The following is a 26,995-nucleotide window of genomic DNA, read 5'->3' as shown; positions in this document are numbered from 1 at the left end:
TGGTGCGGGCGGACCGCGACCTAAGCCGACTCGCGGACGACCAGTTCGGTGGGGAGGATCACCGGGTCGGCCGGGCCGCCCTCGAACAGGCCGAGCAGGAGTTTGACCATCGCCGCCGCCTGTTCGGTGAACGGGTGCCTGATCGTGGTGAGCGGGGGCTCGGTGAACTTGGCCGCCTCGATGTCGTCGAAGCCGACCACGGCCACGTCGTCGGGAACCCGTCTGCCCGCCTGCCGCAGCGACTGCAGCGCGCCGACGGCCATCAGGTCGTTGGCCACGAAGACGGCGTCGAGGTCCGGGTCGTCCCGCAGGAGCTGGCGCATGGCCACCGCGCCTGACTCGCGGGTGAAGTCGCCGACGGCGACGATCGAGCGGCGGTCGGATTCGCGCAGCATGTTGCGGTATCCGGCCAGCCGGTCCTGGCCGCCGATCATGTCCTGCGGCCCGGCGATCGTCGCGATGCGGCGCCGTCCCCTGTCCAGCAGGTGCCGTACGGCCTTCTCGGCGCCGCCCACGTTGTCGTTGTCCACGTACGGCAGGGGCACGGGAACGGCGGGCCTGCCGTACGAGACGATCGGCACGGACATGCGGGTGATCGCGGCGGGGAGCGGGTCGGCGCCGTGCATCGAGATCAGCATGACGCCGTCCACGTGGCCGCCGGCGATGTAGCGTTCGATCCTCGCGTGGCTCTTGGGCGAGCCCGCCAGCATCAGCACCACCTGCCGGTCGGCGGCCTCCAGCTCCAGGCTGGCCGACCTGATGACCGTGGAGAACATCGGGTCCTCCGAGAAGACCCTGGTCGGCGGCTCGGACACGACGAGGGCGATCGAGTCGGTCCGCTGCGTGACCAGGCTGCGCGCGGCCGAGTTGGGCACGTATCCCAGCTCGTCGACCGCGCGCATCACGGCCTCTCTGATCTGCGGCGTCACCGTCGCCTGGCCGTTCACGACCCGGGAGACGGTCGCGCGCGACACCCCCGCACGCGCGGCGACCGCCTCCAGCGTGGGTCGTTTCATTCGTCCCCCTGAGAACCGTAGGAGAGCCCGTTGCGGCTGATGACCTCGCGATACCAGAGCGCGCTCTCCTTGGGAATGCGCCGCTGGGTCGCGAAGTCGACGTACACGATGCCGAACCTCTTGTGGTAGCCGTAGGCCCACTCGAAGTTGTCCAGCAGTGACCATACGAGATAACCCCGCAGGTCCGCACCGGCGGATATCGCCGCGTGCGCGGCACGCAGGTGCGCGTCCAGATAGCCGACCCGCTCGGCGTCGGCGACCCGCCCGTCCCGGACGACGTCGTCGAAGGCGGCGCCGTTCTCGGTGACCAGCAGGCCCACCTCGGGATAGTCGCGCGACAGCCGCAGCAGGAGCGACTCCAGACCGGCCGGGTCGATGGGCCAGTCCATCGCGGTCGTCGGCCCGGCCGGCGGATCGAACCGGATGCCCTCGCTGCCGGGGAACGCCGGGTTCGCCGGCTCTCCGGGGGCGGAGGAGACGAAGGACGGGTTGTAGTAGTTGATCCCGAGAAGTTCCACCGGCTGGTGGATGATCTCCAGGTCGCCGTCGCGGATGTGGCCGAGTCCGCCGTGCCTCTCGGCGATGTCCAGCACGTCGCGCGGGTAGTGCCCGCGCAGCGCGGGGTCGAGGAACTGCCGGTTGAGCAGCCCGTCCACCCTGGTCACGGCCGCCACGGCATCGTCCGGGCCGATCACCGGCGCCAGGTTGAGGGTCAGCGCGATCTCGGCCGCGCCGGCCGTACGGAGTGCCGAGGCGGCCAGCCCGTGCCCGAGCAGCAGGTGGTGCGCGGCACGGAACGCGGCGGCCGGATCCTCCCGTCCCGGCGCGTGCACGCCCGAGCAGTAGCCGAGGAAGGCCGCCACCCACGGCTCGTTCAGCGTCGTCCAGGTCCGGATCCGGTCACCGAGCCGATCGTGTACGGCTGCCGCGTAGTCGGCGAACCGGTACGCGACGTCCCTGGACGTCCAGCCGCCGGCGTCCTCGAGCGCCTGGGGCAGGTCCCAGTGGTAGAGCGTCGGGTAGGGCACGATGCCGTGCGCGAGGAGCTCGTCCGTGAGCCGGTCGTAGAAGTCCAGCCCCCGCGCGTTGACCGGGCCGGAACCGGTGGGGCACACCCGCGGCCAGGCGACGGAGAACCGGTAGGCCGCCAGGCCGAGCCCGGCCATGAGCCGGACGTCCTCCTCGTAGCGGTGGTAGTGGTCGCAGGCGACGTCCCCGGTGTGGCCGTCGGCCACCTTGCCCGGCACGCGGGAGAAGCAGTCCCAGATGGAGGGCCCCCTGCCGTCCTCGGCGGCGGCCCCTTCGATCTGGTACGCGGCGGTCGCGGCACCCCAGACGAAGCCGTCGGGGAAGGCCAGCCGTCGCCCGTGGCGTCCGTCCGGCTCGACGTCCCCGTCCTGCCCCCGGGACGCGGTGGTCGTGGCGCTCATCCTTTGACAGCTCCCTGCATGATTCCTCCGATGATCTGCTTGCCGAGAAGGACGAAGACGAGTACGAGCGGCAGCGTCGCCACCGCCGTCCCGGTCAGCCCGAGCGTGAAGTCGCGGACGTACCCGCTGGCGAGTTGGGACAGCGCGACCTGAACCGTCGGGTCGTCCGGGGTGAGGACGACCAGCGGCCAGAAGTAGTCGTTCCAGGCCGTCATGAAGGTCAGCATCCCGAGCACGGCCGCGGCGGGCCGCGCCGCCGGGACGACGACGTGCCGGAACAGCCGCCACGTGCCGCAGCCGTCGATCCGCCCGGCTTCGAGCAACTCGGTGGGGAGCGCCCGGCTGAGGTACTGCGTCATGAAGAACACGCCGAACGCGTTGACCAGCGCGGGCACGATCACGGCGTACAGCTTCCCGGTCCACTCCAGCTTGATCATCAGCATGTAGAGCGGGATGATGCCAAGCTGCGTCGGGACCATCATGGTCACCACGGTCAGCAGCAGCAGCGCGTTCCGCCCCCGGAAGCGCAGCTTGGCGAACGCGAAGCCGGCCAGCGTGGAGAAGAACGTCACCGAGACGGTGATCGTGCCCGCCACCACGAACGAGTTGACCAGCGCCAGCGCGAACGGCGTGGTGTCGAAGACCCGCGACACGTTCGCGAGGAAGTTGCCGCCCGGCAGCAGCGGAGGCGGCATCTCGGCCATCGCCGCGTTGTCGTGCGAGGCGACGATCACGCTCCAGTAGACGGGGAAGGCGGAGAAGAACGCCACCGCCAGCAGGGTGAGATAGGTGAGCGGGTTCCTGCGAAACCAGCCGCTAGACATCGAGTCCTCCGCGCATCCTGCGTACCACCAGGTAGTTGAATCCGACGACGACCACGACGAGCAGGAACATCACCCACGCGGCGGCCGAGGCGTAGCCGAACTCGAAGCTCCGGAAGCCCTTCTCGTACAGGTAGAGCGCGAGGGTCTGGAACTGCCTGTCGGTGCCGCCCGTGGTGGACGCGCCGTTGCTCACCTGGGCGCCGAACAGCAGCGGCTCGGCGATGATCTGCATGGAGCCGATCGTGGTGACGATGACCGTGAAGATGATGGTCGGGCGGATCATCGGGATCGTGATGCCCCAGAGCTGCCTGGCCGCCGAGGCGCCGTCGATGGTCGCCGCCTCGTATATCTCCCGTGGTACGGCCTGCATCGCGGCCAGGTAGATGAGCGCGTTGTACCCGGTCCACCGCCACATGATCATGGTGGCGATGGCGACGTGGGAGGACGCCACGTGCGCCTGCCAGTACACCCGGTCGATGCCGACGAGGTCCAGGAACGCGTTGACCAGGCCGAAGTCACGGCCGAAGAGCTGGCTGAAGATCACCACGACCGCGACGACGCTGGTGACGTTCGGCAGCAGCAGCGTGATGCGGAACAGCGTCTGCGCCCGGAGCGGCCGGTTCAGCAGGTGGGCCAGCACCAGCGCCAGCACCAGCTGGGGCGCCGCCGACAGGACGCCGATCGACAGCGTGTTGAACGCCGCGTTCCAGAAGTAGCCGTCGGCGAACAGCTCCCGGTAGTTGTCCAGGCCGATGAACGGGTTGGCGCTGCTCAGCAGGTTCCAGTCGTGCAGCGAGACCCACGCCGTGTAGATCAGCGGGAAGAGGCCGAACGCGGCGAAGAGCAGGAAGAACGGCGCGACGTAGGCGTAGGGGGAGACCTTCCGGTCCAGCCGATGGCGCCACGGCGAGGTCGCCGCTCCCGCACGGCTCCTGTCCGGCCGCGGTCGCGGCGGTGTCTCGGGGGTCGGCGCCCGATGGGCGACGGGCATCGGGACTCCTTTCGTTCCGGTTGTTCCGGACGTTCCGGTCGTTCGGTGGGCCCCAAGGGCCGGGGCCCACCCGGGCGCCTGGCTACTTGATGTTCTCGACGTCCTTGAGGACCTGGGCCCACGCCTGCTCGGGGGTCTGCTGCCCCTGCTCGACCCGGCCGAGGCCGTTGCCGATCGCCGTGCGCACGTCGCCCTCCTTGGGGCCGAGGTGCTGCGGCTTGAGGTTCTTGGCGGCGTCGGAGTAGATCTTGCCGACGGGGGCGCCGTTGAAGAAGTCCTTGGTGAAGTTCTGGATGTCCGGCTGGTCGTACAGCGCCGGGATCGAGGGGAAGTTGCCGATCGCCTTGAAGACCGCGGCCTGGCTGTCGGCCGAGGTCAGGAAGTCGACCAGCTCCGCCGCCTCCTTGGGGTGCTTGCTCTGCTTGGGCACCGTGAGGTGCGTGCCGCCGGCGTTGCCCGCGCCGCCGGGGACGGTGGCGATGTCCCACTTGCCGGCCGCGTTCTTGGCCTGGTCCTGGATGTACGCCGTCATCCAGGCCGGGCAGATGATCGTGGCGAAGGAGCCCTTGGCGAACCCGGTGTTCCACTCGGGCGTCCACGCGCCGATCTTGGCGGACAGGTCGTCCTGGATCATCCGGACCGACAGGTCCCAGGCCTTCTTCACGTCCGGGTTGCTGGCGACGACGACGTTGTCCTGCGCGTCGTACACGCCGACCGGGGCCTGCGCGATCATCGCGCGCATGATCTCGCCGGGGCTGTCGAAGAACTTCGTGCCCTTGCCGGCGGCGGCGCCGAACTTCTTGCCGATCTCGATGTACTGGTCCCAGGTGGGCCACAGCGCCGACACCTCGTCGCGCTTGGTCGGCAGGCCGGCCTTCTTGAACAGGTCGGTGCGGTAGCACATGGCCAGGCCGCCGACGTCGGTGCCGAGGCCCACCACGGCGCCGTTCGCTCCGACGCCCTGCTGCCACTTCCATTCGAGGTAGTCGCCCTGGCGCTTGTCGAGCCCGTACTGCTTGAGGTCCTGGAACCGGTCGGGCTGCGCGGTGAACTGGCTGATGAACCCGACCTCGATGCCCTCGACGTCGGCGGCGCCCGCGCCGGTGGCGAGGTGCGCGGCGAGGTTGGTGTGGTGGTCGGCGTAGGCCGCCTGGCGCTCCTCGATCTCGATGTTCGGGTGCGTCTTCCTGAACTCCTCGTACAGCGGCTTGAAACCGAAGTCGCCGAACAGGCCGACGGTCAGCTTGATCTTCTCGGCCGGCGCGGCCGAGTCTCCGCTCGCGGGGGAGGAGCCGCCGCCTCCACCGCACGCGGTGAGGGTCAGCAGCGTGGCGGCGACCATGGGGGCGAGCAGCCGGGTGATCCGGCGGCCCGTGCGGGGGATGCCCATGAACCCTCCTCGGGTCCTGAATCAATGATCATGAAGAGAGCGCTCTCCGACAAGATTCAGTCTCACGTTTCGCAGCGTCAAGGGTTGGATCAGTAACGATCCCCGTTATCTGTTCACGTCCCCGAAATGCGTGAGAGCGCTCCCACGGCACGAATCGCCAGGTGGGAGAAGGTATGGAGTGTCGCGCCGCGCTCCCTCCGCGCCCCAGGCCTTTCGTCCCGTGCGCGCCCGGTGCCGTACGCGCCCGCTGGACAGGCGGGGCGCCCTACGGTCCCCGTACTCTCGACCACCCCATGGAAGAGAGCGCTCTCATGATCTTCGAGAAACATTCTCTTTTCGTTGACATGCGGTTGACACGGATCTAGCGTCAGCGGCGCTGAGAGCGCTTCCAGCCCGATTCCGCCTGAACCCCCCACTTCGCGGAGGTCGCTCCATGAGATCGATGATGTCGGCGAGAGCCTGCCTGGTCCTCCTGACCGCACTCGCGCTGACCGCCCCGGCCCTCCCCGCCCACGCGGCGACGGTGACCGTCGGAGCGGGCAGCTACACCACCGACCTGCCCGCCGGGGCGAGCGGTCCGGCCAACTCGGACGGCGCTCCCGTCACACCCAAGGTGACCGGGAACGTCACCGGCAAGGTCCCCACGAACGACTGGTGGTCGTCCCTCGCCTTCCAGCGGTACGCCGGAAACCCCTACTCCGAGAACATGTACGGCCATCCGCTCGCCTTCCACGCGGTCGCCGGAGGGCTGGAGGTGAGCTACCCGACCACACCGCTGATCAGCGGGGACGGACGGATGTACGAGTACCCGCACGCTCGTGATCTCACGATCGGCGTCACCGGGCTGAACTCGCCCGACACCAAGGTGGACGGGTGGTCCGACTGGACCGTCACGCCGTACTGGTCGGACGGCACGCGCACGCTCAGGGCCACGATCGGGCACGGCATGCCGTACGTCTACGCCACCCCGAGCGGCGGGAACGCGCAGGTCACCTTCGTCGCCACGCCGAACGTCTGGTCCGACCGGGGCAACATCCTCGGCGTCACCGTCAACGGCCACCACTACGGCGTTTTCGCCCCGTCGGGGACGGACTGGACGATCAGTGGCACGGTCGCGACCGACGCGCTCGGCGGCAAGAACTACTTCTCCGTCGCCGCGCTGCCGGACACCTCCGCCTCGACGCTCGACCTGTTCGCGAAGTACGCCTTCAGCTTCGTCACCGGGACCAGGGTGTCCTGGGCGTACGACGAGGCGAGCGCCCGGCTCACCACCACCTACACCGCGACCACGACGGCCAAGGAGGGCGCCCAGACCGGCACGCTCCTCGCTCTCTACCGGCACCAGTGGCTGGCCACGAGCGACACGCTGACCCCGTACACGTACGTCTCGCCGCGCGGCACGATGAAGCTGCGCGAGGGCACGTCGTTCACCACGAAGCAGACCTTCCACGGCGTGCTGCCCTCGCTGCCCGACCTCGGCGCGTATGACCGGACGACGCTCGGCGGCTACGTCAGGCAGGAGGCGAACGCCTCCGATCCGTGGAAGGCGGCGACCGACACCTACTGGACCGGCAAGGCTCTCGGCCGCCTGGCCCAGCTCGTGCCGATCGCGGAGCAACTCGGCGACACCGCGTCCAGGGACAAGCTGCTCGGCCTCCTCAAGGCGAAGCTGGAGAGCTGGTTCACCGCGGGCGGTGAGCAGTTCCGCTACGACGCGACCTGGGGCCTGCTCACCGGGTACCCCGCGTCGTACGGCAGCGACACCGAGGTGAACGACCACCACTTCCACTACGGCTACTACCTGATGGCCGCCGCCACGGTGGCGCGGTACGACTCCGCGTGGGCGGCGAGCTGGGGGCCGATGGCCAAGCTGCTCGCCTCCGACGCCAACAACGGGGACAGGTCGGACACCCGGTTCCCGTTCCTGCGCAACTTCGACGCGTACGCAGGGAACGGCTGGGCCTCCGGGCACCAGGGGTTCGCGGCCGGCAACAACGAGGAGTCCTCCTCGGAAGGGATGAACTTCGCGAACGGCGTCATCCTGCTGGGCGCGGCCACCGGTGACACCGCCCTGCGCGACCTCGGCATCTACCTGTACACGACCCAGACGTCGGCCATCGCGCAGTACTGGTTCGACAAGGACAACGTGGTCTTCCCCACCGGGTTCGGCCACGACACGGTCGGCATGATCTGGGGCAGCGGCGCCGCGTACTCCACCTGGTGGACGGCCAACCCCGAGGAGATCCACGGCATCAACATGCTGCCGATCACGGGTGGCTCGCTCTATCACGGCCTCTACCAGGCCGACGTGCGGCAGAACCTCGCCGAGATGGAGGCGAACAACCCGGGACCGGCGGTCGAGTGGAAGGACGTCGTCTGGGAGTTCCGCGCCCTCGCCGACCCGGCCGCGGCCAAGGCCAACTGGGACGGCGGCTACACGACGCTGACGCCGGAGTCGGGCGAGTCCCTGGCGCACACCTATCACTGGATCTACAACCTGGCCAGGCTGGGAACGGTCGACACCGCCGTGACCGCGAACATCCCGACCGCCGCCGTCTTCGTGAACGGCTCGACGCGGACGTACGTGGCGCACAACTTCGGCACGGCCGGCCGTACGGTCACCTTCTCGGACGGCGCGACGCTCAATGTCCCGGCCCGTTCGACGGCGACCAGCGCGGGCGGGACCTCACCGTCGCCCTCACCCTCCCCGTCCCCGTCGCCCTCCCCGTCCCCGTCGGCTTCCCCCACGGGCGGCGGCGTCGACGCGCGGGGCAGGATCGAGGCCGAGGCGTACCAGGAGCAGTCCGGCACGTCGCTGGAGACCACGACCGACACCGACGGCGGCCAGAACGTGGCCTACATCGGCAACGGGGACTGGCTGAGGTACGACAACGTCCAGTTCGGCGGCACGGCGGCCACCCAGTTCAAGGCGAGGGTCGCCTCCGGCGCGGCGGGCGGCGTCAGCGGGCTCGTCGAGGTCCGGCTGGACAGCCGGACCGGCACGCCCGTCGGCAGCTTCGCGGTCGGATCGACGGGCGGCTGGCAGAGCTGGCAGACGGTCCCCGCGAACATCTCCGGTGTGACCGGAACGCACACCGTCTACCTCACGTTCAGCAGCGGGCAGCCCGCCGACTTCGTCAACCTCAACTGGTTCACGTTCTCGACGACCTGACCGCGGCCGGGCGGTCGCCGGAGGACGCCTCCGGCGACCGCCCGTACCTCCGATCACGACGGTGAGGGCGTCGGCGCCGGGGATCCGCCGCCGCCGTGCCCGGCCGGCCACTGCGGACGGGTGAGGTCGACCAGCAGGGCGGCGGTCGAGTTGTTCTCCTTGCCGGGGCTGATCACCCACACCGTGTCACCGGCCTTGACCTCGTCGAGGCCCCTGCGGCCCGCGCAGACCCGGGTGGAGGCGTCGATCCTGTAGGTGCGGGCGAAGCCGTCGGTGCTCTTGAGCGCGACGGAGTCCCTGTTGATCGAGGTCACCTTCCCGGTCTGCGTGGTGACGGTCTGGTAGCCGCCGCCGCGCTTCGGGATGACCAGCTCACCGTGGACGGCGCCGAGCGGCCCCTCCATCATGTGGCCGCCCGGCCCCCGGCCCTCGGTCGGGGACTCGGCGGGTGCTCCGGTCGGCGACGGGCTCGGCTGGGTGAGGTTGCCCGGGACGCTCGCCTGGGCGCCCGGGGCAGCCAGGCCCGTACCCGTGACGAACAGCAGCGCGGTGGCTCCGAAGAGGAGCCCGCGGCGGATCCCGCGCCGCGACGGCGCCTCGCGCGGGAGCTGGGATGGGCTGAACTCGCGATCGATCATCGGGATTCCGGGGCGAACACCCCTCCCGCGTGAGGTGGGGAAGGTCGCCCCTCCCTCCTTTCGGGTTTCCGCTGCGTTCAGGCTCGGTGGGATGGACGACATGGAGTGGGATGGACGACGTGGCATGGATGGGCCCTCGCCCGCGATCAGTCGCCGCGGCGGGAGCCTGGCTCCGCTGCTACCCCGCCGAGCACGACACTGACCGCGTCGCCGGTAAAGCTCTCGTCGAGCGGCAACCCGCGGAACACCACGCGCAGCCAGACGGCTCCGGCCAGCAGATCCATGATCATCATCGGATCCGGCTCGTCGCCGATCTCCCCACGGGCCCGGGCGCGCTCGAAGATGGGCAGCTCCCGGGCGTACCTGTCGGCGAAGAAGCCCTGAATCGCGGCGGCCAACTCGGGGTTGCCCGCGGCGGCTCCGAGCGCGGCGACGGCGATGTCGGACGCGGGGGGAGTGGTGAGCAGCCGCGCGGTCGCCTCGACCACGGCGTGGAGGTCGCCGCGCAGTGAGCCGGTGTCGGGCGCCTCGAAGTCGAGCGCCCGCGCCTCGACCAGTGCCGCGCCGAGCAGGGCGGCCTTCGACGGCCACCACCGGTAGATGGTCGTCTTGTTGACCCCGGACCGCTCGGCCACGCCCTCGACCGTCAGGCCCTCATAGCCCTTCTCCGCGAGCAGGTCCAGGGTCGCGTTGAGGATGTCGTGTTTCCTGCGCGGTGCCATGGGGTCACCTTATCGCCATTCGCAACGCACCGTTGCGTTGTGATTTGATGCGTATGCAACGCAACGTCGCGTTGCGTTTCTGGTGTTCTGACACAGGAGGATGGTCATGGCGGATCTTCCCGTCGTCCTCGTCCACGGGATCCGGGTCACCGGTTCGATGTGGTCGCCCGTGAGATCGCTGCTGCGCAGCCCGTCGGCCGCGCCCGACCTGCCGGGACACGGCTCCCTGAGCGGCGTGCCGTACGACATGGACGCGGCGTGCGACGTCGTGGCGGAGTGCATCGCCGGGCTCGGCGGGCGGGCGCTCGTGGCCGGGCTGTCCCTCGGCGGCTATGTCGGCATCGCCACCGCCGCCCGCCATCCGTCGATGGTGGCCGGCCTGGTCGCCATCGGCTGTACGGCCCGTCCGGGCGGCTCCTTCGCCCGCGTCTACCGGCTCGCCGGGCGGCTCGCCGCCAGGTATCCCGCGCCGGCGAACCGGATCAGCGCGTCCGGCTTCCGGCGCGCCCTGCCGGGGCCCGCCGGGGAGGCCGTCGTGGCGGGCGGCCTGTTCTGCGAGGTCGTCCCCTCGGTGGTCGAGGCGGTGACGTCCGAGGACCCCGTCGTGTCCCTGGCGCGCTATCCGGGCCGGGTGTGGCTGGTCAACGGGGCCCGCGATCCCTTCCGGGTGAACGAGATCGACTTCCTGCGGGCCTGCCGGAACGGCAGCCTCACCCGGATCTCCGGGCGGGGCCACCTGACCGTGCTCGCCGCCCCCGACCGGATGGCCGGGTTCCTCGACCAGGCCGCGGACGCCGTACGGGATCGGGTGGCGTGAACCGGCGAAGAAGGCCCGCCTACACGGGCTTCCACTCGTGGCGCTGGAGGAACGCCCGGTCGCCCGTGGCGTACTCAAGGAAGGCGCGGCGCACCTCGGCGAGATCGGTGGTCACGGTCCCGCGGATCTTCCCGCCCTCCTTGAACTCCAGCTCGTATCCGGGAGAGACCTGGATGAAATGCTGGCCGAAACAGACGAGCGCGACGAACGGATTCTCCGGCGAGAGCGTGCCCAGCACGTCGGCGATCAGTCTCAGGTCGGGGTCCGTCACGACCATCCCGTCACCCGTGTGCATCTCCAACTGGGGATGGACGCCGCGCGGTTCGAGGTTGTGGACGAGGCCGCGCTGCGGGTCGTAGCAGACCAGGCCGTGCTCCCGGGCGAGCCGGAAGACCGCGTTCGAGATCTCGTCTATCCGCTCCGGGGCGATGTCGTCGATCCGTACGCCGGGGAAGAGTTCGGCGAAAGCCTCGGCGAAGTCCTCATCCGGCTCCGGTGGACCGTCGAGAAACAGGTCCCGAGCCCGGTCGCGTGGGATAGGTCCGGATTCGCGCCATACCGCCAGCTTCATACTTACGACGATAGGGCGCTTCCGTCGGCGAGGTCGCGGACGACGTCGATCAGCTCGGCCGGGTCGAACGGCTTGGTGAGATAGGCGTCGACCCCGATGCCCAGCCCCCGCCGCCTGTCGTCCTCCTGCGCCCGCGCCGTGATGAGCACGACCTTGATGTGGCTGGTGCTCCTGTCGGTGCGCAACCGGGTCGCGGTCTCCCAGCCGTCCAGGCGCGGCATCATCACGTCCAGCGTGATGATGTCGGGATCGACCTCGTGGACGCGGTCGAGGCAGTCCTGCCCGTCGTGCGCGGTCTCCACCTCGAACCCCTCCAGGGTCAGGTTGACCGCGATGAGCTGCCTGATGACCTCGTCGTCGTCCACGACGAGTACTCGGCCCAGAACGTCGTTCACGGGCGCCAAGCTAACTCCTCCCCGGGGGTTCACGCGCGACTTTCGCCGGATCGTCGCAAAGACGGCGCATATCGTTGTGCGCGAGGAGTCCCCCGGAACTGGTAGCCTTAACTCTCGTTGAGCCCCCTTAGCTCAGGGGATAGAGCACCGGCCTCCGGAGCCGGGAGCGCAAGTTCGAATCTTGCAGGGGGCACTCAACTTGACCAGCGGATCTATCCGCTGACCAGGGCGAATGGCGTAGGAACGGGCGGGTCTCCAGTCTCATGGAGGCCCGCCCGTTCTCGTTGTCGCTCGCTGGTTGTGGACCAGCTCTCATGGGTCAACGCACCTCTATCTGGCGGTTGTTCTCCGGCTGAACCGATATGAGGGGATTTGCGTTTCTGGGGCATGAGATTACGAATGATCCTGCTCGTGGCGGTGCTGTCCATGGCCGCGGCCTGTGGAAGAACGGAATCGGACACAACGGCGACCCCGGCTGACGACGGGCCGGCGAAGCCGGTCGCCTTGTGGGGCGCCGAAGACGGATTCGTGACCCCGACCACGAACGTGCTGCGTCCGCCGAGGGTGGTGCTGTACAGCGACGGCCTGGTGATCGCCGACGCGAGCAAGCAGCTGAGGCTCACCGATGCCGAGGCGAGCGAGACGGTCGCGTCGTTGGAGAACTACCTGACCGGGCAACCGCCGACCGCGGAGCCGAAGCCGGGCGCGCCCGCGGTGACAGACGTGCCGACCACCGTCCTCGGAGTACGGGGGAAGGACGGAAAGTTGCTGGAGGTCCGGGCCCCGGCCCTGGACCAGGTCGCGGACTTCTACCCGAAGGAGCTCTCGGACGCGAAGAAGCTGATGGAAGGCCTGGCGGCCAGGGCCGCTGCGGAGGGCACCGACTACGTCGCCACCCGCGTCCGAGTAGTCGCCGAAGGGGCCGCGTCGGCGGAGGGCAAGCCGGCGCCGTGGCCCGCAGGGGTCCCGGAGCCTTCGGGCTCGGTGGACCCGGTTTGGCAGAAGGACCTCGAGGGGGCGGCGGTGAGTGCGATCACCGAGGCGGTTCCCGCTGGGCAGGAGTACGGCCGGTCGCTTTTCACGACCAGTTCGGGGGTGCTCTTCGTGCTCTCCTGGCGGTACCTGCTGCCTGACGAATAGCACGGCCTGAGGCACGGGGGCGTACGGCTTGACAAATCGCCGGGCGTGAGGCGCAGTGTGCCATCCTCGAATGGAGCTGTGGGAGCGTTCTGGGGCGCTGGACCCCCTCGGCGATCTTCTGCGTGAGAGTGCCCACAGCGGTTGCGTGGCGGTGGTGGCCGACGAGGCCAGGTCGGCAAGTCGGTGTTCGTGGCCGAGTTCGCCCGGCGACGCGGGTCGGCGGAATGTGTGCTCTGGGATGGATACGACGGGTTGATCACCCCACGGCGCTCGGTCCGGTGGGTGCCGAGCACCTGCTCGTGGCGCTCTTGCGGCCCTGCCCAGCGCCGTCACGCGACGCGGGTCGTTGTCGCCGTTGTCGCCGTTGTCGCCGCTGTCGCCGGACTTGTGGCGAGGAGTGGCATGCGACTCGAGATCACCCTCCGGCTGCCGCCCGGTGGACCGGGTTCGGGTTTCGAGACGTAGTGTTCGAGACCGCTGTTGTCCGCGTCCTGACTGGGGGATGTTGGTCGGCGACTTCGACTTCGCGGTGAACGAGCAGTGTGCCCAGTACCACGAGTGCTCCTCGCTGACTCTGTTCATCAAGGCGGGCAAGCCCCTTTTGCACGCCGAGTACTCCCTGGCGCCCAGCACGTTCTGCCCGGAATCGAAGCGACTCGGCCTGAGCTCCGTCAGAAAGACCCGCGACCTCATCGCCAAACGCGAAACCTGCCCCGTCTGACCCTGAGCGGGCGTCAGCGGTGACCGAGGACGAACGTGTCCCGCCCGCCGTTTCCGTCGCCGCATCGCCCGTATCGCTCGACCGCCGGACGGGGATCCGGCGGTCGAGCGAAGGAGCGATCGGCGATGTCGGTGCCAACGGCCTGGCCGACCCACCCATCCGGGCGACTTCAACGGGATGGCCGACGGTTGCGGTCGCCGCCGTCAGGCGCCGCTGATCGCCTTGTCGGAGCGGAGGGTCTCGGTGCGGGTCTGGAGCATCGTACGCAGGGACGCGGCCTCCGACTCGATCTTGGCGGTGTCGGCCCCGGCGTTGAGCTTGTAGGAGTTGACGATGCCGTCGAGGAGCGTGGTGGCGGTTCCGCCGGCGAGGAGCTTCTGGTAGAGGGCACGGTACTGCTCCTCGTAGACCGCCTTGAACGCGGCGGTCTTCAGGAACCGCTCCTTCAGCGTGTGTCCCATGCGGGGACCACCCCCGCCGCCATCCGGACCGCCTCCACCGGGACCACCCGGACCGGCTTGGTCGGCGTTCGCCGGCGGTTGGAAGCCCTCGGGCGGTTGGAAGCCCTGCGGCGGTTGTCCCTGCTGCCCGCCCTGTCCACCTGGTTGCTGCCCGCCGGGGCGCATGCCGCCACCGCCGAAGCCCATCCCCAACGTGTCGTTCACACCCGCGGTGGCGTCGCCGCTGAAGGCCAGGTTGAGGTCCCAGGAGATCACGCGGAACTTCTTCGTGTCCAGGTCGTACCACATGTAGTAGTTGCGGCCCGGGCCGCTCATGTCGTCGAAGTTCAGCATGATGTTCTGCAGCGCCAGGTAGCGGCCGAACGACTCGACGTCCAGCCGCTCGGCCAGCCCGGAGGCGAACTCCTCGTCGGAGGACCCCTCCACCCACTTGATCAGGTCGATGAGCGGCTGGAGGTCACGCTCGCCGCGCTTGTTGACCTGCTTGAAGTCGGTGGTGTACTCCGTCTGGTCCTCGCCCTTGTAGGCGAAGGTGCTGCTGGCCAGCGACTTGTACAGCACGCCGTCGCCCAGGGCCTCGGCGTACCCCTCGTCGAGGTACTCCACGAGGAGGCGCGGCGTGGACGCGCGACCGTTGACCGTGAAGGAACTGTAGGCGGAGCGCTGCGTGGGCTCGTCCGCCGCGTCGACCAGCGCGATGGCCAGCGCCTCGTTGAGCAGCGTCGCCGACTGCATGGCCGCGGGCCGTACGGCCACCTGGCTGTGGCCCTGGTAGCGACGCCCCTCCACGAACTCGTCGAAGCTGATCAGCCACGGCAGGTTCTCCGGCTCCTCGGCTTTCAGCGTGCCGCCGAACATGCCGAACATGCCGCCTCCGGGACGCTGCCCGGTCGTCTCGCCGGCCTGGCTCGGGCTCATAGACGGTGACGGAGACGAGGAGGGAGACGAGGACGGAGATGAGGAGGGAGACGGCTGCCCTGCCTGCGCGCCCGGCGCCGGTCCGTTCGCGGGCGGCTGGAAACCGTCCGGGAGTTTCGCGCCGTCCGGGAGCCTGCCGCCGCCGGGGCCGCCGCGGCGGTCCATGCGGGACTTGCCCTTCCAGGTCATCCCCGACAGCGTGGAGTTGCCCTTGAGCCGGATGCCGACGCTGGGGATCGTGGTCCCGTCGATGGTCACGTCCGCCTCGACGTACTTCTTCTCCCCGTCCGTGAAGTACTCGCTCAGCATGTCCCGGTACGCCTCGTCCCTGAAGGTGATCTTCACCTCATGCGCGACCGAGGTGTCGAACAGCTCTTTGGTCCCGGTCAGGTTCTGCGTCACGGTCTCGGCCGATGAAGTCCGAACGGTCGTCACGTACGGGCGGATCGTCCCGCTGCCGAAGACGCCCGCGCAGACCGCGAGGAAGGCCGCGCAGGTCGCGACCAGCTTCCAGTTGTGCCGGAGCCTGACCGGGATCCGGTGCTTGAGATGCGCCACGGCGGCCTACAGGTCGGTCTGGTCGTATCCGGTCAGCACGGTGACCGACTGGCCGTGGTTGCGCTCGCGCAGGGCGGCGATCACGTCGGATGGCTCGCTGCCCTTCTTGATCTTGACCGTGTACATCAGCTCCGTCAGCGCGCCCGCCCTGATCGACTCCATGCTGACCAGCTCGAACTCGTCGGTGTGCCGGACCAGCACGTCCTGGATGGCGGGGGTGTAGTCCTCGTCGGAGGGCACCTGCACCTTGACGACCTGGCGCCGGACGTTCAGCGCGAACCAGTTGAACCGGTGCATGACCATGACGATCAGTGAGATCGCCACCGCCGCCACGATGGCCAGCAGGTAGAAACGAGTGCCGACGGCCATGCCGATGGCCATGACCAGGAAGATGAACCCGACGTCGCGGGTCTCCTTGATCGCGTTGCGGAAGCGCACCACCGACAGTGCGCCGACCAGGGCGAAGGCGCGGGCGATGTTCGAGCCGACCACCAGCATGATCAGAGAGATCAGCATGCCGAGGATGACCAGCGTCTGCACGTACGACTGGCTGTAGGAGACGTTGCGGTGCGTCGCCCGGTAGACCCAGCCGATCATCGCGCTGAGCGCGAACGACAGCGCCATGGCGATCGCGATGTCGGCCACGCTGAACGTGCCGGACAGGTCTTGGAAGGTGAAGTCCATGGGGGGTCAGGCCTCCGAGAGAACGGTCGATCGGTCGAGGTCGAGGTCGTGGTCGGGAACGTGGAAGATCGAGCGCGGCGCCAGCCCGTAGGCCTCCACGCTCTGGCAGTACTTGGAGACCCGCACCACCTGCAGGTTGCGCCTGGCGGTCAGGTCCGTGAGCCAGTACGGCACCCGCTCGTTGGCCTTGACCTCCACGATGGTCCTGCCGGCGGGGATGATGAGCCGGTTCTCGGTGTCCGCGCCGAGGTGGAAGTCCCGGTCGCGGCCGCGGATCCGCTGGTCGAAGGTGACGCGCAGGCCCACGTCGGCGTCCCGGCCGACGTACGCGTGGCGCCGGTAGCCCGTCATCGCGGTCGGCCGCAGGTCGAGCCGGAGGATCAGGTCCAGCACCTCTTCGAGGAACGCCCGCTGCGAGGGATCGTGTGCGACCATCTCGCGCCGGTCGCACAGCCGCAGCGCGTCCCGGTACGGCAGGCGAACCCGGCGTTTCTGGGTGACGCGGTTGATCCGCTGCTTGATCTCCACGAACACCGGCGTGTCCGCGTTCATGGTGAGGCGGTCGCCGTAGTGCCGCACCCGCAGCTTCCTGCGGAACTTCAGCCCCTCGATCTTCTCCCAGTAGAACCGCAGATGTCTGGTGTCGTAGTAGACGCTCCAGATGTCGTAGCCGGTGTCGCCGCTGTGGCTGTCGCGGTCGAGCCTCCCCTCGATCTCCTGCCGTAGCTCGGCCGCCGCCGCCGTGTCGACGAGGTACTTGATCTCGTACCGGTTGAAGGCGTGCAGCGTGCTCGGCGCGCGCAGTCGGTGGCCCGCGTCGTCGTCCCCGTCGCCGGTGGATCTCGCCTGTTCACCGCTCTGAACTGCGGGGACGGCACGCTTGCGGAATCTTTGCAGCATGTCCCTCCTTCCGGGTCAGAGCACATCTGACAGGACAAAGCTGGGAATAGTGTGTGAACGGCCTCGAAACGGAGAGTGAACGATGCCGCCTTCCGGCCGCCCCCCGAGGGGTCCTCAGTCCGCGTCCCGGGGAATGTGCAGCGGCAGCAGGACGCGGAAGGCGGTTCCGCGCCCGGCGGCGCTGGTCACCTCGATCCGGCCGCCGTGCGCCTCGACGAGCGCCGCGGCGATGGCCAGACCCAGGCCGGTGCCGCCCTGGTGGCGCGAGCGGCTCGCGTCGGTCCGGTAGAACCGGTCGAACACGTACGGCAGGTGCTCGGGGGCGATGCCCGACCCGTCGTCGCGCACCTCGACCAGCGCCGCCTCGGCATGGGCGGCGGGACCGGAACCGGCGTACACGGCGCCGTCAGGGGGAGGCCCGGCGGCGGCCCGGCGGCCGACCTCGACCCGCATCGGCGTGTCGCTCGTCGTGTGCGTCACGGCGTTGCCGACGAGATTGGTGATGATCTGGTGCAGGCGGCGCTCGTCGCCGAGTACGAAGACCGGGTCGTCGCAGACGGCCAGGTGGATCGGCCGCTCGCGGTCGCGCGCCTGGGCGGCGTGGACCACGTCCCCCGCCAGCACGTGCAGGTCCACCGCGGTCTGGTCCAGAGAGGGCTCCTGGTCGAGACGGGCGAGCAGCAGCATGTCCTCCACCAGCACGCTCATCCGGGCCGCCTCGCCCTCGATGCGGCGGATGACGCGCTCCGCGGCGGGGTCGCGCGGCGCGTGCCCGTGGTGATACAGCTCGGCGAACCCGCGGATGGAGGTGAGCGGGGTGCGCAACTCGTGCGAGGCGTCCGCGACGAAGTGGCGCAGCCGCCGCTCGGAGCGCTCGCGCTCGCGCAGCGCGCGGGCCAGGCGCTCCAGCATGACGTTGAGCGCCCCGCCCAGCCGCCCGATCTCGGTGCGGGGATCGGCGTCGCCGACCCTGCGGTCGATCTCCCCGGCCGCGATCGCCTGTGCCGTGCCCTCCATCCGGGTGAGCGGGCGCAGCCCCAGCCGCACCACCACGAGCGCGACCGCGCCGAGCAGCGACAGCACGAGCGCGCCCGCCGCCACCTCGATGACCAGCATCTGGTGCACCGTGGACGCGTTGGACTCCAGGGACATCGACACCGCCATCCGCTCGGCGTACGGCGTGCGCACCACCAGGACGCGCCATCCGCCCGACCCGGTCGTGCCGGGCACGGTGATCGGGCCGTCCGGCACCCTGGTGATCGCCTCGGTGGGGATCGCGGGACGTTCGGGAGATCCGCTCGGCACCTCCCGGAGCAGGGTCCCCGACGAGTCGTAGAAGGCGACCTGGAAGCGCGTCGGCAGCTCCATGTCCGCGGCCGACGCGGGTGCCATGGGTGGTCCGGCATCCGCCAGGCTCGGGGGCGGGCCGGTCGGCGGGTGCGTGCCGAAGGTGGCGGCGACATCGGCGAGCTGGGAGTCCACCCGTGACAGCAGCGACCGGTCCAGCAGCAGCACGCCGGCCGCGGCGAAGACCGTGAGACCCGCCGCGCACAGGCCGAGCAGGGCCGCCAGCAGCCGGTGCCGCAACGGCCACGGACGTCCCACCGCTCTCATGACGGGCCCGACAGGCGGTAGCCCACGCCGCGCAGGGTGTGGATCAGGGGTGGTCCGTCCACGTCGATCTTGCGCCGCAGGTAGCTGATGTAGGACTCGACGATCCGGCTGTCGCCGTCGAACTTGTACTCCCACACCCGGTCGAGGATCTGCGCCTTGCTGACCACGCATTCGGCGTTGATCATCAGATAGCGCAGCAGGCTGAACTCGGTCGGGGACAGGTGGATCGCCCGTCCGGCGCGGCGCACGGTGTGGGTCTCCGCGTCCAACTCCAGGTCCGCGTACCGCAGCACCCCGTCATGAGCCCGTTCCTCGGGCGGCCGGGTCCGGCGCAGGATGGCGCGGATCCGCAGGACGACCTCGTCCAGGCTGAACGGCTTCGTGACGTAGTCGTCTCCGCCCGCGGTGAGACCGGCGATCCGGTCGGCCACCGCGTCCTTGGCGGTCAGGAAGAGCACGAGCGGGCCGTCGGCGTTCTCGCGCAGCCTGCGGGCGATCGCGTACCCGTCGAGGTCGGGCAGCATCACGTCGAGCACGATGATGTCGGGCCGCTCACGCGCCACCGTCTCAAGCGCGCGCCGCCCGTTCGACGCGGTCCGTACGACGAAGCCGTTGAGCTGGAGCGCCTCCGACAACAACTCGCGGATGTTCGGCTCGTCATCGACGACCAACACCTTCGGGGGGACAGCTTCATTCACAGCCTTGTCCTACGCGTGCCATGTGAGAGCGGACTGAGAGGCTACCGGCCGCCGGCCGCTGGTCACTCCGGCGTCCGCCGGGCCGGAGTAGGGTCGCGAGACGTGACGAACGAGTTGGAGCGGCTGGCGGTACGGCTGCGCGAGTTCGCCCGCGCCCGCGACTGGGAGCAGTTTCACACCCCGAAGAACCTCGCGATGGCGCTCGCGGGCGAGGTGGGCGAGCTGGTGGCGGAGTTCCAATGGCTGACGGCGGCCGAGTCTGCGGACCTGGAGCCGCGGACCCTCGCTCGGGTGCGCTCGGAGCTCGGTGACGTGACCGCCTACCTCGTCCGCCTGGCCGACGTCATCGGCGTCGACCTGGTGGAGGCGGCGCACACCAAGCTGGACGAGAGCGATCGCCGCTACGATCCCGACCTCTATCGCGGCTCGGCCAGGAAGGCTCCTCCGGCGGCCCCGTGACGGTTCACGACCGTACGGCGCACAGGAGGCGGTCGTTCCCGCGCTGCCAAAGCGTGCCGATCTCGCCGAATCCCGCGTCGCGGAGGGCGTTCACGTGCTGGGACAGGAGGTCGGACTCCGACCCCTCGTGCGCGACGGCCGCCGCGCTGCGGCGCCGGGCCTCGCCCGCCTCGGCGAGCGCCGGGTCGGAGAGCACGGCATCCCACCACTGGCGCCAGTCCTCTGGGCGTTCGTCGCCGAAGACCCGGAGCTCCTCGTTCTGGTGGACGGCGCGTTCGAGCCTGGCCAGGGTCGGGGTCGTCTCGTCGGAGTTGAGGTGGTCGCCGTTGAGGAAGAGGCCGCCCGGGCGCAGGACGCCCGCCAGCTCCGCGTACATCGCCCTGAGGTGCTCCTCGGGCAGCCAGTGCAGTGCGGTGGTGCTGACGGCGGCGTCGGCCGGGCGGTCGAGGCCGAGCTGTTCGCTCCAGCCGGGGGTGCGCAGGTCGGCGGAGACGAAGCGCAGCCCGGTGGTCTGGCCGTACCCCGCCTCGGCCAGCGACAGCAGCAGGGGGTCGGTGTCCACCGCGACGACCGTGGCCCACGGAAGACGGCGCAGCAGGCGGGCCGACAACGAGCCGGGGCCGCAGCCGAGATCGATCACGAGGGGGTCGGGCCGGTCCACTCCCGCCTCGACCGCGTCGATCAGCGCCCTGAACCGCTCCTCACGGCCGGGGAGGTAGCCCTCCTGCTGGCGGTCCCAGCGGTCGATCCACTTCCTGGCGGTGTCGAACGTGAGCATGGCTCCTCCTTGTGACTGCCATATATGCTTTTGCCAGTCACAAAATAAATCCCGAAGGTGTAACTGGTCAAGTGAATTTCAACAGTCACACAGACGCGGTGGTGGCGGTCGCCGTCACCCTGGTCAACACGCTGACCGCCGGGGAGTCGCGCGGCCGGCCGTACGCGCCGCCTTCGGGCGAGGAGCGCACCGCCGCCGTCAGCCTGGCCGTCGCCCCCGGCGCCTCCCGGTCGTACGAGGTGAGCGCGGAGCAGGCGGCCGAGCTGGCCGGTGTCGCGGAAGCGCTGCGGACGGTCTTCGAGTCGGTGGCGGCCGGTGACATCGACGCGGCGGCTCACCACACCAACCGGCTCCTGGCCGAGACCGACGCGCGCCCGCATCTCGACCGGCACGACGGGGAGCCGTGGCACGTGCACTTCCACGGGCGCGGCGGCACGCTGGCCGGTGACTGGGCGGCGAGCTGCGCCACCGGCCTCGCCGTCGTCCTCGGGAGCGAGCTGTGCGACCGGCTGGGGGTGTGCACGGCCCCGCACTGCGATCGCGTCTACGTCGACACCTCGCGCAACGGGACGCGCCGGTTCTGCTCGACCCCGTGCCAGAACCGGGTCAAGACCGCCGCCTTCCGCGCCCGCAGCGCCTGAGGCCCCTGGGCGGTCACCCCTGGCCGGTCACCCCTGGGCGGTCACGCCGTTCTCGAACGTGCGGATGACGGTGGAGGCCACGCCGTGGCGGGGCAGCAGGCCCTTCGCCGCGGCCTCCCATCCGGTGTAGGTGACCGCGTACAGCATCTGCTGGATCCACTCGGCGCTGACCTGCGGGTCGAAGACGCCCTCGGCCTGGCCGCGCTCGATGAGGCTGATCGCGGTCGGCACGGACAGGTCCGGCTCGAAGCAGGAGCTGAACTCCTCCAGCACGCGCGGATCGCCGAAGAGGAACGCGAGCCGGTCGCCGACGTCCACCATGGCCGTGATCAGGCGGCGCATGGCCTCAAGAGGAGGTCCCTGGTCGATCGCCGCGGCCGCCACGGACTGCTCGACCACATGGAAGGAGTCGACGACGGTCGCGTTGAGCAGTTCCTGCCGGTCGGGGAAGTAGCGGTGCAGCGTGCTCCGGCCCACCTGCGCGGCCTCCGCGATGTCGGCCAGCGTGGCGGCCCGGTCGCGGGCGAGGACCGAGGCGGCCGCGCCCAGAATGGCCCGGCGGGTGCGGCCCCGCGTTCCGGACTCGCGAGCCTCCGGCTTCCGCGGGTCGGGTTCGGGCCCCTCGGAGACAGGCTGACGCGTCGCGCTCACGGCCAAAGGCTACAGCGCTTTCCATAACGAGACTGCGGCGCTTGTTTTTGGGACATTCATGTCTCACAATGAGGCGCATGGATTCCTTCGCAGTCGTCGCCGAGGGCGTGCGCAAGCGTTATGGCGACACCCACGCCCTCGACGGGTTCGACCTGACCGTTCCGGAGGGGACGGTGTGCGGCCTGCTCGGTCCGAACGGCGCGGGCAAGACCACCGCGGTACGCGTCCTGACCACGCTGCTGCAGGCGGACGCGGGACGTGCCGTCGTCGCCGGCTTCGACGTGACCGCAGAACCGGCCCAGGTGCGCTACCGCATCGGTCTCGCCGGGCAGCGACCGGCCGTGGACGAGATCCTCACCGGCAGGGAGAACCTGGAGATGTGGGGGCGCCTCTACCACCTGGACGCGGCCACCGCCCGCCGCCGGGCGGGGGAACTGCTGGACCGGTTCGGTCTCGCCGACGACGCGGGGAAACGGGTCAAGCACTACTCGGGCGGCATGCGGCGCCGCCTGGACCTGGCCGCGGCCTTCGTCCTCGCCCCGCGCGTGTTGTTCCTCGACGAGCCCACCACGGGGCTCGACCCGCGCAACCGCAACGAGGTGTGGCGGGCGGTGCGCGACCTGGCGGCGGCGGGCAGCACGGTGCTGATGACCACGCAGTACCTGTTCGAGGCCGACCAACTCGCCCAGCAGATCGCCGTGATCGACTCGGGACGCGTGATCGCGGGCGGTTCCCCGGACCGGCTCAAGTCGATGATCGGCGGTGACCAGATCGATCTGGTCGTCCGCGACGCCGCCGACCTCGCCGAAGCCGCCCGCGTCCTGGCCGCGGCGGCGGGCGCAGAACCGGCCGCGGATCCCGACGCCCGCCGCCTGACCGTTCCCGTACACGACCGGATCGGCGCGCTGACCGAGGTCGTACGCGAGCTGCGAGAGCGCGGCATCGCGGTCGAGGACGTCGCGCTGCGCCGCCCGACGTTGGACGAGGTGTTCCTCAGCCTGACCGGGGAGCCCGGGAGGAAGGCGGCGGCATGACCACGCTCATCGCTCCCGTGATCCCCCGCTCCCGGCTCCAGCGGCTGCGCTGGACGTTCGCGGACGGCTGCGTGATCGCCCGCGGTTACTTCGTCCACCTGGTCCGCAACCCGGCCGCGATCCTCAACCTGCTGCTGTTCCCGATCGTGATGGTGCTGCTGTTCGGCTTCGTCCTCGGCAGCGCCATGAACGTCGCCGGGGGAGGCGACTACCGGGAGTTCCTGATGCCCGGGATGTTCGCCCAGACGATGACGCTCGGCGTGATGACCACCATGATCATCGTCACTGGCGACGCCGCCCGAGGGATCACCGACCGCTTCCGCTCGATGCCGATTTCGCGGTCCGGGGTGGTGCTCGGCCGGGCCGTCGCCGACATGGTCAACTCCGTACTGGAGCTGGCCGTGCTGCTCGGATGCGGACTCGCGGTCGGCTGGGGCTGGCACCGGGGGATCGGGAACGCCCTGACCGCCGTGGGGTTGCTGCTGCTCCTGCGCTTCGCGCTCATCTGGGTCGGCATCTATCTCGGGCTGATGCTCACCCCGGAGTCGGCGAGCGCGGCGTGGATGCCACTGATGCCGCTCACCATGCTCGCCAACACCTTCGTCTCACCGGCGCTGATGCCGGGCTGGATGGGGACGATCTCCGAATGGAACCCGCTGTCGGCCACGGTCGCCGCCTGCCGCGAGCTGTTCGGCAACCCCGGCTGGGGTGGCGACTCCTGGGCCGCCGAGCACGCGCTGCCGCTGGCGATCGGCTGGCCGGTGTTGCTGACGCTGGTCTTCCTGCCGCTGTCCGCGCGCCGCTACCAGCGGCTCGACCGCTGAACGATCCGGCCGGCGCCCCGGTCCACCAGGGCGTGGACGGTCCAGCCCAGCGCGGCTCCCACGGCATACCAGAACAGGTCGGGCGGGTTGAAGGAGGTGCCGAGCACCAGACGGGCGAGCACGCTGCGCGCCGCGAGCTCGGCGGGGATGCCGGTGAGCTGGAAGAGCTCCACCGCCCAGCTCGCGGCGAGCGCCGCCGCGGCCGCCGCCGCGGGGCGCGTCCGGGGCGCGACGACAAGGACCAGCGCGTACAGCAGGAGCGTGTAGAGCGCGTCCCCGCCGTACTTGGTCACCGGACCGTCCCCCACGGCCCGGATCCCGAGCCCGGCGGCGACGGTGAGCAGGGCGGCGAGGACCGCGATCACGCGCCGGCGCGCCGGCGCTCGCTCGTCTCGCGGGCCTCGCTCGTGCGTCTCTGGCGGGTTCAATCGCGGCACCTCGGCGGTCTCCAGTTTCCGTTTCCCGGCCTCCCAGGGTCCCAGACGCGCCGGGGGTCGCAGTCCCGGGTTCAGGTACGGCTCAGCTCGGCCAGACGCCGCAGCGAGAGGCGGAGCACGGCGGCGCTGACGGGTTTGGCCGCCAGCCAGCCGAGCCGCCCGACCAGACCGAGAGGGATGTCCAGGTCCTCCTGCCACACGATCGTGCTGCCGCCTCCCGCCCTCGGCAGCACGTGGAAGACGCCGGTTCCCCGGACGAGCCACCCGGTGTGCCGCACCTCGACGGTGTGCGGCGGGTTCCACCGGGTGATCTCCATCGTGTCGAGGAAGCCCAGCGGCCCGACCCCGGTGAACGCGGCCAGGCCGCTGCCGGCGCTGTGGCCGTCCCCGGCGGTGACCCGCGCGCGGGTCAGGAACATCCACTCCTCGTGCCTCGGCCAGTCGGTCAGGACGGCGAACACCCGCTCCGGGCTCGCGTCGGAGTGCACCGTCACAGAGAGATGAGACTTGTCCACGCTCTCTGTTCTGCCCGCTTCCGGGGCCGCTCAGATCACCCCGCGTGGCGGCGCGCCTCGGCCGGGCCGTCGGCCTCCAGCGCGGACCTCGCCGCGTGCTCGCACTCCGCCATGGTGCGGGCGGCCAGGGCCTCCCGTACGGCGGGCACGCTCAGGGCGGACATGGACAGGCTCGTGACGCCGAGCCCGGCCAGTACGGGGGCCAGCAGCGGATCCGCCGCGGCCTCACCGCAGACGCCGACGGGCTTGCCCGCCCGCCTGCCCGCGTCGGCGCACTCGGCGACCAGCCGCAGCAGCGCGGGCTGCCACGGGTCGAGCAGGTCGGCGAGCTCACCGTGCTGGCGGTCCACCGCGCAGGTGTACTGGCTCAGGTCGTTGGTGCCGACGCTGAGGAAGTCGAGCTCGGCCAGGAGCCGGGACGCCCGCAGCGCGGCGGCGGGCACCTCCACCATCGCGCCGACGTCGGCGATGCCCCGGGACCGGGCCCGGCGGGCGAAGTCCGCAGCCTCCGCCACGGTGGTGACCATGGGGGCCATCACCCACGGCCGTACCCCGGCCGCCCGCGCGGCGGCGGCGATGGCGTCGAGCTGCGTGTCGAGCACCTCCGGCCGGGCCCGGGCCACACGAAGCCCGCGCACGCCGAGCGCGGGGTTGGTCTCCTCGGGCAGGCCGAGGAACGGCAGCGGCTTGTCGGTGCCCGCGTCGAGGGTGCGCACCACCACGCGGTCGCCGGGAAGCGCCCGGAAGACCGCCTCGTACGCGGCGACCTGCTCGTCCATCTCCGGGGCCGTGCGCCGGTCGAGGAAGAGGAACTCGGTGCGGAACAGCCCGACTCCCTCGGCGGAGACCTCCGTGCCCAGATCGGCCGCCGAGCCGATGTTGAGCAGCAGCTTCACCGGGTGCCCGTCGGCGGTGCGGCCGGGCCCGGTGCTCGTCCGGAGCCGGTCCCGCTGCTCGGCCGCTCGCCGCATGATCCCGGCCGCCTCCTCCTCGCCGATGCCGGTGCGGACCTCGCCGAGCGCGCCGTCGACGGCGACCAGGGTCCCGTCGCGGAGCTCCCGCACGCCACGGCAGGCGACCACGGCGGGCACGCCGCGCGCGCGGGCGAGGATGGCCGTGTGGCTGGTGGGCCCACCCTTCTCCGTGACCACCGCGAGCACCGTCGCCGGGTCGAGCGCGACGGTGTCGGCGGGCGAGAGGTCCTCGGCCACGAGGACGAACGGATGGCCGGGGTCGGGGAGCGCGGACATCGGCAGGTTCCGCGCGGCGGCGACGGCGCGGTTCCTGATGTCGTCCAGGTCGGCCGCGCGCTCGGCGAAGTAGCCGCCCGCGGCGACGAGCGCCTCGCGGTGGCGCGCGCAGGCGGCCGTGATGGCGTCCAGCGCGTGCATGCCGTTCCGGACGTTCTCCTCCACGGACTCCTGGAGGAGAGGATCGGCGGCGATGAAGGACTGCGCTTCGAGAATCGCCCTGGCCTCGGGTTCGGCGGCCTTCTCCGCCAGCGCGGAGAGGCTGAGGGAGGCGGTCAGCAGCGCCCGTACGGCGGTGTCGGCCTCCACCGCGGGGCTCGCGGCGGTCCAGGGGCCGTCGGACAGGCGGGAGGCGTCCTCCATCCGGCACACCGGGCCCGCCGCCAGGCCGGGGCTGACCCCGAGCCCGCGCAGCGTCCCGATCAACGGCGTCCGGCCCTCCGGAGCCTCATTCATCGGCGTCGAGGTCGCGGGCGAGCAGCTCGGCGAGGGAGTCGAGCGCGGTGTCCGCGTCCGGGCCGTCCGCGTCGAGGGTGACCTCTGTGCCGTGGACGGCGCCCAGCGCCAGCACGGCGAGGATGCTGTTCGCCGGAACCGGCTTCCCGTCGCCGACCCGGATGCGCACCGGCGTTCCCTGCCGGGCCGCCGCCTCGACGAAGATCTTGGCCGGCCTGGCGTGCAGGCCGGTACGTGAGGCGATGACGACTGTCCTCTCCGGCATCGTCGTGGACCTTTCTGTACGGAGG

General features: G+C 70.5%; 28 protein-coding genes and 1 tRNA gene. 9 read left to right on the top strand and 20 right to left on the bottom strand.

The annotated features are described in order from the left end of the window. Positions 1-20: 20 nt before the first annotated feature. From IMZ11_RS03590 to IMZ11_RS03570, 5 genes are all read right to left on the bottom strand, one after another. Positions 21-1,016 carry a LacI family DNA-binding transcriptional regulator gene (locus IMZ11_RS03590; protein WP_228637468.1) on the bottom strand — a complete coding sequence of 332 codons (996 nt, stop codon included), beginning with the start codon at positions 1,014-1,016 and terminating at the stop codon, positions 21-23. Then, complete coding sequence (locus IMZ11_RS03585; protein ID WP_228637467.1) at positions 1,013-2,446, bottom strand: GH1 family beta-glucosidase; 1,434 nt, start codon at positions 2,444-2,446, stop codon at positions 1,013-1,015. Before IMZ11_RS03585 ends, IMZ11_RS03590 begins: the two co-directional genes overlap by 4 nt. Continuing rightward, entirely contained in the window at positions 2,443-3,270 is an 828-nt protein-coding gene (locus IMZ11_RS03580) for a carbohydrate ABC transporter permease (protein ID WP_228637466.1), read from the bottom strand. The genes IMZ11_RS03585 and IMZ11_RS03580 overlap by 4 nt, the downstream gene beginning before the upstream one ends. Next, positions 3,263-4,261, bottom strand: a complete 999-nt coding sequence (locus tag IMZ11_RS03575) for a carbohydrate ABC transporter permease (RefSeq protein ID WP_228637465.1) — start codon at positions 4,259-4,261, stop codon at positions 3,263-3,265. Before IMZ11_RS03575 ends, IMZ11_RS03580 begins: the two co-directional genes overlap by 8 nt. A gap of 82 nt (positions 4,262-4,343) precedes the next feature. After that, on the bottom strand, positions 4,344-5,651 hold the full coding sequence (locus IMZ11_RS03570; RefSeq protein WP_228637464.1) for an ABC transporter substrate-binding protein: 1,308 nt from the start codon (positions 5,649-5,651) through the stop codon (positions 4,344-4,346). A 433-nt stretch (positions 5,652-6,084) separates the two neighbouring features. Here IMZ11_RS03570 and IMZ11_RS03565 point away from each other — a divergent pair, with 433 nt between their 5' ends. Beyond that, the gene (locus IMZ11_RS03565; protein WP_228637463.1) at positions 6,085-8,823 is read left to right on the top strand and encodes a glycosyl hydrolase; all 2,739 of its coding nucleotides are present in this window, start codon (positions 6,085-6,087) and stop codon (positions 8,821-8,823) included. A 53-nt stretch (positions 8,824-8,876) separates the two neighbouring features. Here IMZ11_RS03565 and IMZ11_RS03560 read toward each other — a convergent pair whose 3' ends face one another. Together IMZ11_RS03560 and IMZ11_RS03555 are read right to left on the bottom strand one after the other, a co-directional pair. After that, on the bottom strand, positions 8,877-9,461 hold the full coding sequence (locus IMZ11_RS03560; RefSeq protein WP_228637462.1) for a hypothetical protein: 585 nt from the start codon (positions 9,459-9,461) through the stop codon (positions 8,877-8,879). A gap of 146 nt (positions 9,462-9,607) precedes the next feature. After that, complete coding sequence (locus IMZ11_RS03555; RefSeq protein ID WP_228637461.1) at positions 9,608-10,183, bottom strand: TetR/AcrR family transcriptional regulator; 576 nt, start codon at positions 10,181-10,183, stop codon at positions 9,608-9,610. Positions 10,184-10,289: 106 nt separating this feature from the next. Between IMZ11_RS03555 and IMZ11_RS03550 the strand changes: the two genes are divergently transcribed. Then, a complete protein-coding gene (locus IMZ11_RS03550) occupies positions 10,290-11,000 on the top strand; it encodes an alpha/beta fold hydrolase (protein WP_228637460.1) in 711 nt (236 codons plus the stop codon). A 19-nt stretch (positions 11,001-11,019) separates the two neighbouring features. On the opposite strand, the gene IMZ11_RS03545 is transcribed toward IMZ11_RS03550, so the two are convergent. After that, positions 11,020-11,571: a hypothetical protein gene (locus IMZ11_RS03545; protein WP_228637459.1), complete on the bottom strand. Its 552-nt coding sequence runs from the start codon at positions 11,569-11,571 to the stop codon at positions 11,020-11,022. A 2-nt stretch (positions 11,572-11,573) separates the two neighbouring features. Next, positions 11,574-11,966, bottom strand: a complete 393-nt coding sequence (locus IMZ11_RS03540; RefSeq protein WP_228637458.1) for a response regulator transcription factor — start codon at positions 11,964-11,966, stop codon at positions 11,574-11,576. A gap of 121 nt (positions 11,967-12,087) precedes the next feature. Here IMZ11_RS03540 and IMZ11_RS03535 point away from each other — a divergent pair. From IMZ11_RS03535 to IMZ11_RS03525, 3 genes are all read left to right on the top strand, one after another. Beyond that, positions 12,088-12,159, top strand: a tRNA-Arg gene (locus IMZ11_RS03535). A 206-nt stretch (positions 12,160-12,365) separates the two neighbouring features. Beyond that, positions 12,366-13,106, top strand: a complete 741-nt coding sequence (locus tag IMZ11_RS03530; RefSeq protein WP_228637457.1) for a hypothetical protein — start codon at positions 12,366-12,368, stop codon at positions 13,104-13,106. Between the two features lie 502 nt (positions 13,107-13,608). Then, positions 13,609-13,827 carry an endo alpha-1,4 polygalactosaminidase gene (locus IMZ11_RS03525; protein WP_228637456.1) on the top strand — a complete coding sequence of 73 codons (219 nt, stop codon included), beginning with the start codon at positions 13,609-13,611 and terminating at the stop codon, positions 13,825-13,827. A 203-nt stretch (positions 13,828-14,030) separates the two neighbouring features. On the opposite strand, the gene IMZ11_RS46060 is transcribed toward IMZ11_RS03525, so the two are convergent. From IMZ11_RS46060 to IMZ11_RS03500, 5 genes are all read right to left on the bottom strand, one after another. Continuing rightward, positions 14,031-15,764 carry a CotH kinase family protein gene (locus IMZ11_RS46060; protein WP_228637455.1) on the bottom strand — a complete coding sequence of 578 codons (1,734 nt, stop codon included), beginning with the start codon at positions 15,762-15,764 and terminating at the stop codon, positions 14,031-14,033. 6 nt (positions 15,765-15,770) lie between these two features. Beyond that, positions 15,771-16,448: a DUF4956 domain-containing protein gene (locus IMZ11_RS03515; RefSeq protein ID WP_228637454.1), complete on the bottom strand. Its 678-nt coding sequence runs from the start codon at positions 16,446-16,448 to the stop codon at positions 15,771-15,773. 6 nt (positions 16,449-16,454) lie between these two features. Further along, the gene (locus IMZ11_RS03510; RefSeq protein WP_228637453.1) at positions 16,455-17,348 is read right to left on the bottom strand and encodes a polyphosphate polymerase domain-containing protein; all 894 of its coding nucleotides are present in this window, start codon (positions 17,346-17,348) and stop codon (positions 16,455-16,457) included. 114 nt (positions 17,349-17,462) lie between these two features. Continuing rightward, the gene (locus IMZ11_RS03505; RefSeq protein WP_228637452.1) at positions 17,463-18,953 is read right to left on the bottom strand and encodes a HAMP domain-containing sensor histidine kinase; all 1,491 of its coding nucleotides are present in this window, start codon (positions 18,951-18,953) and stop codon (positions 17,463-17,465) included. A 5-nt stretch (positions 18,954-18,958) separates the two neighbouring features. Then, complete coding sequence (locus IMZ11_RS03500; RefSeq protein ID WP_228637451.1) at positions 18,959-19,660, bottom strand: response regulator transcription factor; 702 nt, start codon at positions 19,658-19,660, stop codon at positions 18,959-18,961. 102 nt (positions 19,661-19,762) lie between these two features. On the opposite strand from IMZ11_RS03500, the gene IMZ11_RS03495 reads away from it, so the two are divergent. Continuing rightward, positions 19,763-20,119: a nucleotide pyrophosphohydrolase gene (locus IMZ11_RS03495; RefSeq protein WP_228637450.1), complete on the top strand. Its 357-nt coding sequence runs from the start codon at positions 19,763-19,765 to the stop codon at positions 20,117-20,119. 4 nt (positions 20,120-20,123) lie between these two features. Here IMZ11_RS03495 and IMZ11_RS03490 read toward each other — a convergent pair whose 3' ends face one another. Continuing rightward, positions 20,124-20,897 carry a trans-aconitate 2-methyltransferase gene (locus IMZ11_RS03490; RefSeq protein ID WP_228637449.1) on the bottom strand — a complete coding sequence of 258 codons (774 nt, stop codon included), beginning with the start codon at positions 20,895-20,897 and terminating at the stop codon, positions 20,124-20,126. A 71-nt stretch (positions 20,898-20,968) separates the two neighbouring features. On the opposite strand from IMZ11_RS03490, the gene IMZ11_RS03485 reads away from it, so the two are divergent. After that, complete coding sequence (locus IMZ11_RS03485) at positions 20,969-21,538, top strand: CGNR zinc finger domain-containing protein (RefSeq protein ID WP_228637448.1); 570 nt, start codon at positions 20,969-20,971, stop codon at positions 21,536-21,538. A gap of 27 nt (positions 21,539-21,565) precedes the next feature. Here IMZ11_RS03485 and IMZ11_RS03480 read toward each other — a convergent pair whose 3' ends face one another. After that, positions 21,566-22,189, bottom strand: a complete 624-nt coding sequence (locus tag IMZ11_RS03480; protein WP_228637447.1) for a TetR/AcrR family transcriptional regulator — start codon at positions 22,187-22,189, stop codon at positions 21,566-21,568. Between the two features lie 77 nt (positions 22,190-22,266). Here IMZ11_RS03480 and IMZ11_RS03475 point away from each other — a divergent pair, with 77 nt between their 5' ends. Together IMZ11_RS03475 and IMZ11_RS03470 are read left to right on the top strand one after the other, a co-directional pair. Next, positions 22,267-23,223 carry an ATP-binding cassette domain-containing protein gene (locus tag IMZ11_RS03475; protein WP_228637446.1) on the top strand — a complete coding sequence of 319 codons (957 nt, stop codon included), beginning with the start codon at positions 22,267-22,269 and terminating at the stop codon, positions 23,221-23,223. Then, on the top strand, positions 23,220-24,047 hold the full coding sequence (locus tag IMZ11_RS03470; protein WP_228637445.1) for an ABC transporter permease: 828 nt from the start codon (positions 23,220-23,222) through the stop codon (positions 24,045-24,047). Before IMZ11_RS03475 ends, IMZ11_RS03470 begins: the two co-directional genes overlap by 4 nt. Here the strand turns inward: IMZ11_RS03470 and IMZ11_RS03465 are convergent. From IMZ11_RS03465 to IMZ11_RS03450, 4 genes are all read right to left on the bottom strand, one after another. After that, the gene (locus tag IMZ11_RS03465) at positions 24,026-24,475 is read right to left on the bottom strand and encodes a DUF2809 domain-containing protein (RefSeq protein WP_228637444.1); all 450 of its coding nucleotides are present in this window, start codon (positions 24,473-24,475) and stop codon (positions 24,026-24,028) included. The genes IMZ11_RS03470 and IMZ11_RS03465 overlap by 22 nt on opposite strands. An 80-nt stretch (positions 24,476-24,555) precedes the next feature. Continuing rightward, positions 24,556-24,978, bottom strand: coding sequence for an SRPBCC family protein (locus IMZ11_RS03460; RefSeq protein WP_308066737.1), 423 nt, complete (start codon positions 24,976-24,978; stop codon positions 24,556-24,558). A gap of 56 nt (positions 24,979-25,034) precedes the next feature. Beyond that, positions 25,035-26,705, bottom strand: a complete 1,671-nt coding sequence (ptsP, locus tag IMZ11_RS03455) for a phosphoenolpyruvate--protein phosphotransferase (protein WP_228637443.1) — start codon at positions 26,703-26,705, stop codon at positions 25,035-25,037. Continuing rightward, positions 26,698-26,970 (bottom strand): HPr family phosphocarrier protein, encoded by a 273-nt coding sequence (locus IMZ11_RS03450; RefSeq protein ID WP_061253570.1) that lies wholly within the window; start codon positions 26,968-26,970, stop codon positions 26,698-26,700. Before IMZ11_RS03450 ends, ptsP begins: the two co-directional genes overlap by 8 nt. Between the last annotated feature and the right edge of the window lie 25 nt (positions 26,971-26,995).

The sequence above is a fragment of the Microtetraspora sp. AC03309 genome, from assembly GCF_020826795.1.
Taxonomy (GTDB): domain Bacteria; phylum Actinomycetota; class Actinomycetes; order Streptosporangiales; family Streptosporangiaceae; genus Microtetraspora; species Microtetraspora glauca.
Note: the sequence above shows the minus strand (reverse complement) of the source record. Positions and strands in the feature narration are given on the sequence as shown.

What these genes read in the sequence shown, in the direction of transcription:
- IMZ11_RS03555 (WP_228637461.1), bottom strand. Translation starts at nt 10,183, where the DNA reads ATGGCACCGCGCAGGAAACACGACATCCTCAACGCGACCCTGGACCTG.
- IMZ11_RS03585 (WP_228637467.1), bottom strand. Translation starts at nt 2,446, where the DNA reads ATGAGCGCCACGACCACCGCGTCCCGGGGGCAGGACGGGGACGTCGAG.
- IMZ11_RS03545 (WP_228637459.1), bottom strand. Translation starts at nt 11,571, where the DNA reads ATGAAGCTGGCGGTATGGCGCGAATCCGGACCTATCCCACGCGACCGG.
- IMZ11_RS03575 (WP_228637465.1), bottom strand. Translation starts at nt 4,261, where the DNA reads ATGCCCGTCGCCCATCGGGCGCCGACCCCCGAGACACCGCCGCGACCG.
- IMZ11_RS03570 (WP_228637464.1), bottom strand. Translation starts at nt 5,651, where the DNA reads ATGGGCATCCCCCGCACGGGCCGCCGGATCACCCGGCTGCTCGCCCCC.
- ptsP (WP_228637443.1), bottom strand. Translation starts at nt 26,705, where the DNA reads ATGAATGAGGCTCCGGAGGGCCGGACGCCGTTGATCGGGACGCTGCGC.
- IMZ11_RS03590 (WP_228637468.1), bottom strand. Translation starts at nt 1,016, where the DNA reads ATGAAACGACCCACGCTGGAGGCGGTCGCCGCGCGTGCGGGGGTGTCG.
- IMZ11_RS03525 (WP_228637456.1), top strand. Translation starts at nt 13,609, where the DNA reads ATGTTGGTCGGCGACTTCGACTTCGCGGTGAACGAGCAGTGTGCCCAG.
- IMZ11_RS03475 (WP_228637446.1), top strand. Translation starts at nt 22,267, where the DNA reads ATGGATTCCTTCGCAGTCGTCGCCGAGGGCGTGCGCAAGCGTTATGGC.
- IMZ11_RS03470 (WP_228637445.1), top strand. Translation starts at nt 23,220, where the DNA reads ATGACCACGCTCATCGCTCCCGTGATCCCCCGCTCCCGGCTCCAGCGG.
- IMZ11_RS03510 (WP_228637453.1), bottom strand. Translation starts at nt 17,348, where the DNA reads ATGCTGCAAAGATTCCGCAAGCGTGCCGTCCCCGCAGTTCAGAGCGGT.
- IMZ11_RS03530 (WP_228637457.1), top strand. Translation starts at nt 12,366, where the DNA reads ATGATCCTGCTCGTGGCGGTGCTGTCCATGGCCGCGGCCTGTGGAAGA.
- IMZ11_RS03490 (WP_228637449.1), bottom strand. Translation starts at nt 20,897, where the DNA reads ATGCTCACGTTCGACACCGCCAGGAAGTGGATCGACCGCTGGGACCGC.
- IMZ11_RS03580 (WP_228637466.1), bottom strand. Translation starts at nt 3,270, where the DNA reads ATGTCTAGCGGCTGGTTTCGCAGGAACCCGCTCACCTATCTCACCCTG.
- IMZ11_RS03560 (WP_228637462.1), bottom strand. Translation starts at nt 9,461, where the DNA reads ATGATCGATCGCGAGTTCAGCCCATCCCAGCTCCCGCGCGAGGCGCCG.
- IMZ11_RS03550 (WP_228637460.1), top strand. Translation starts at nt 10,290, where the DNA reads ATGGCGGATCTTCCCGTCGTCCTCGTCCACGGGATCCGGGTCACCGGT.
- IMZ11_RS03515 (WP_228637454.1), bottom strand. Translation starts at nt 16,448, where the DNA reads ATGGACTTCACCTTCCAAGACCTGTCCGGCACGTTCAGCGTGGCCGAC.
- IMZ11_RS03450 (WP_061253570.1), bottom strand. Translation starts at nt 26,970, where the DNA reads ATGCCGGAGAGGACAGTCGTCATCGCCTCACGTACCGGCCTGCACGCC.
- IMZ11_RS03565 (WP_228637463.1), top strand. Translation starts at nt 6,085, where the DNA reads ATGAGATCGATGATGTCGGCGAGAGCCTGCCTGGTCCTCCTGACCGCA.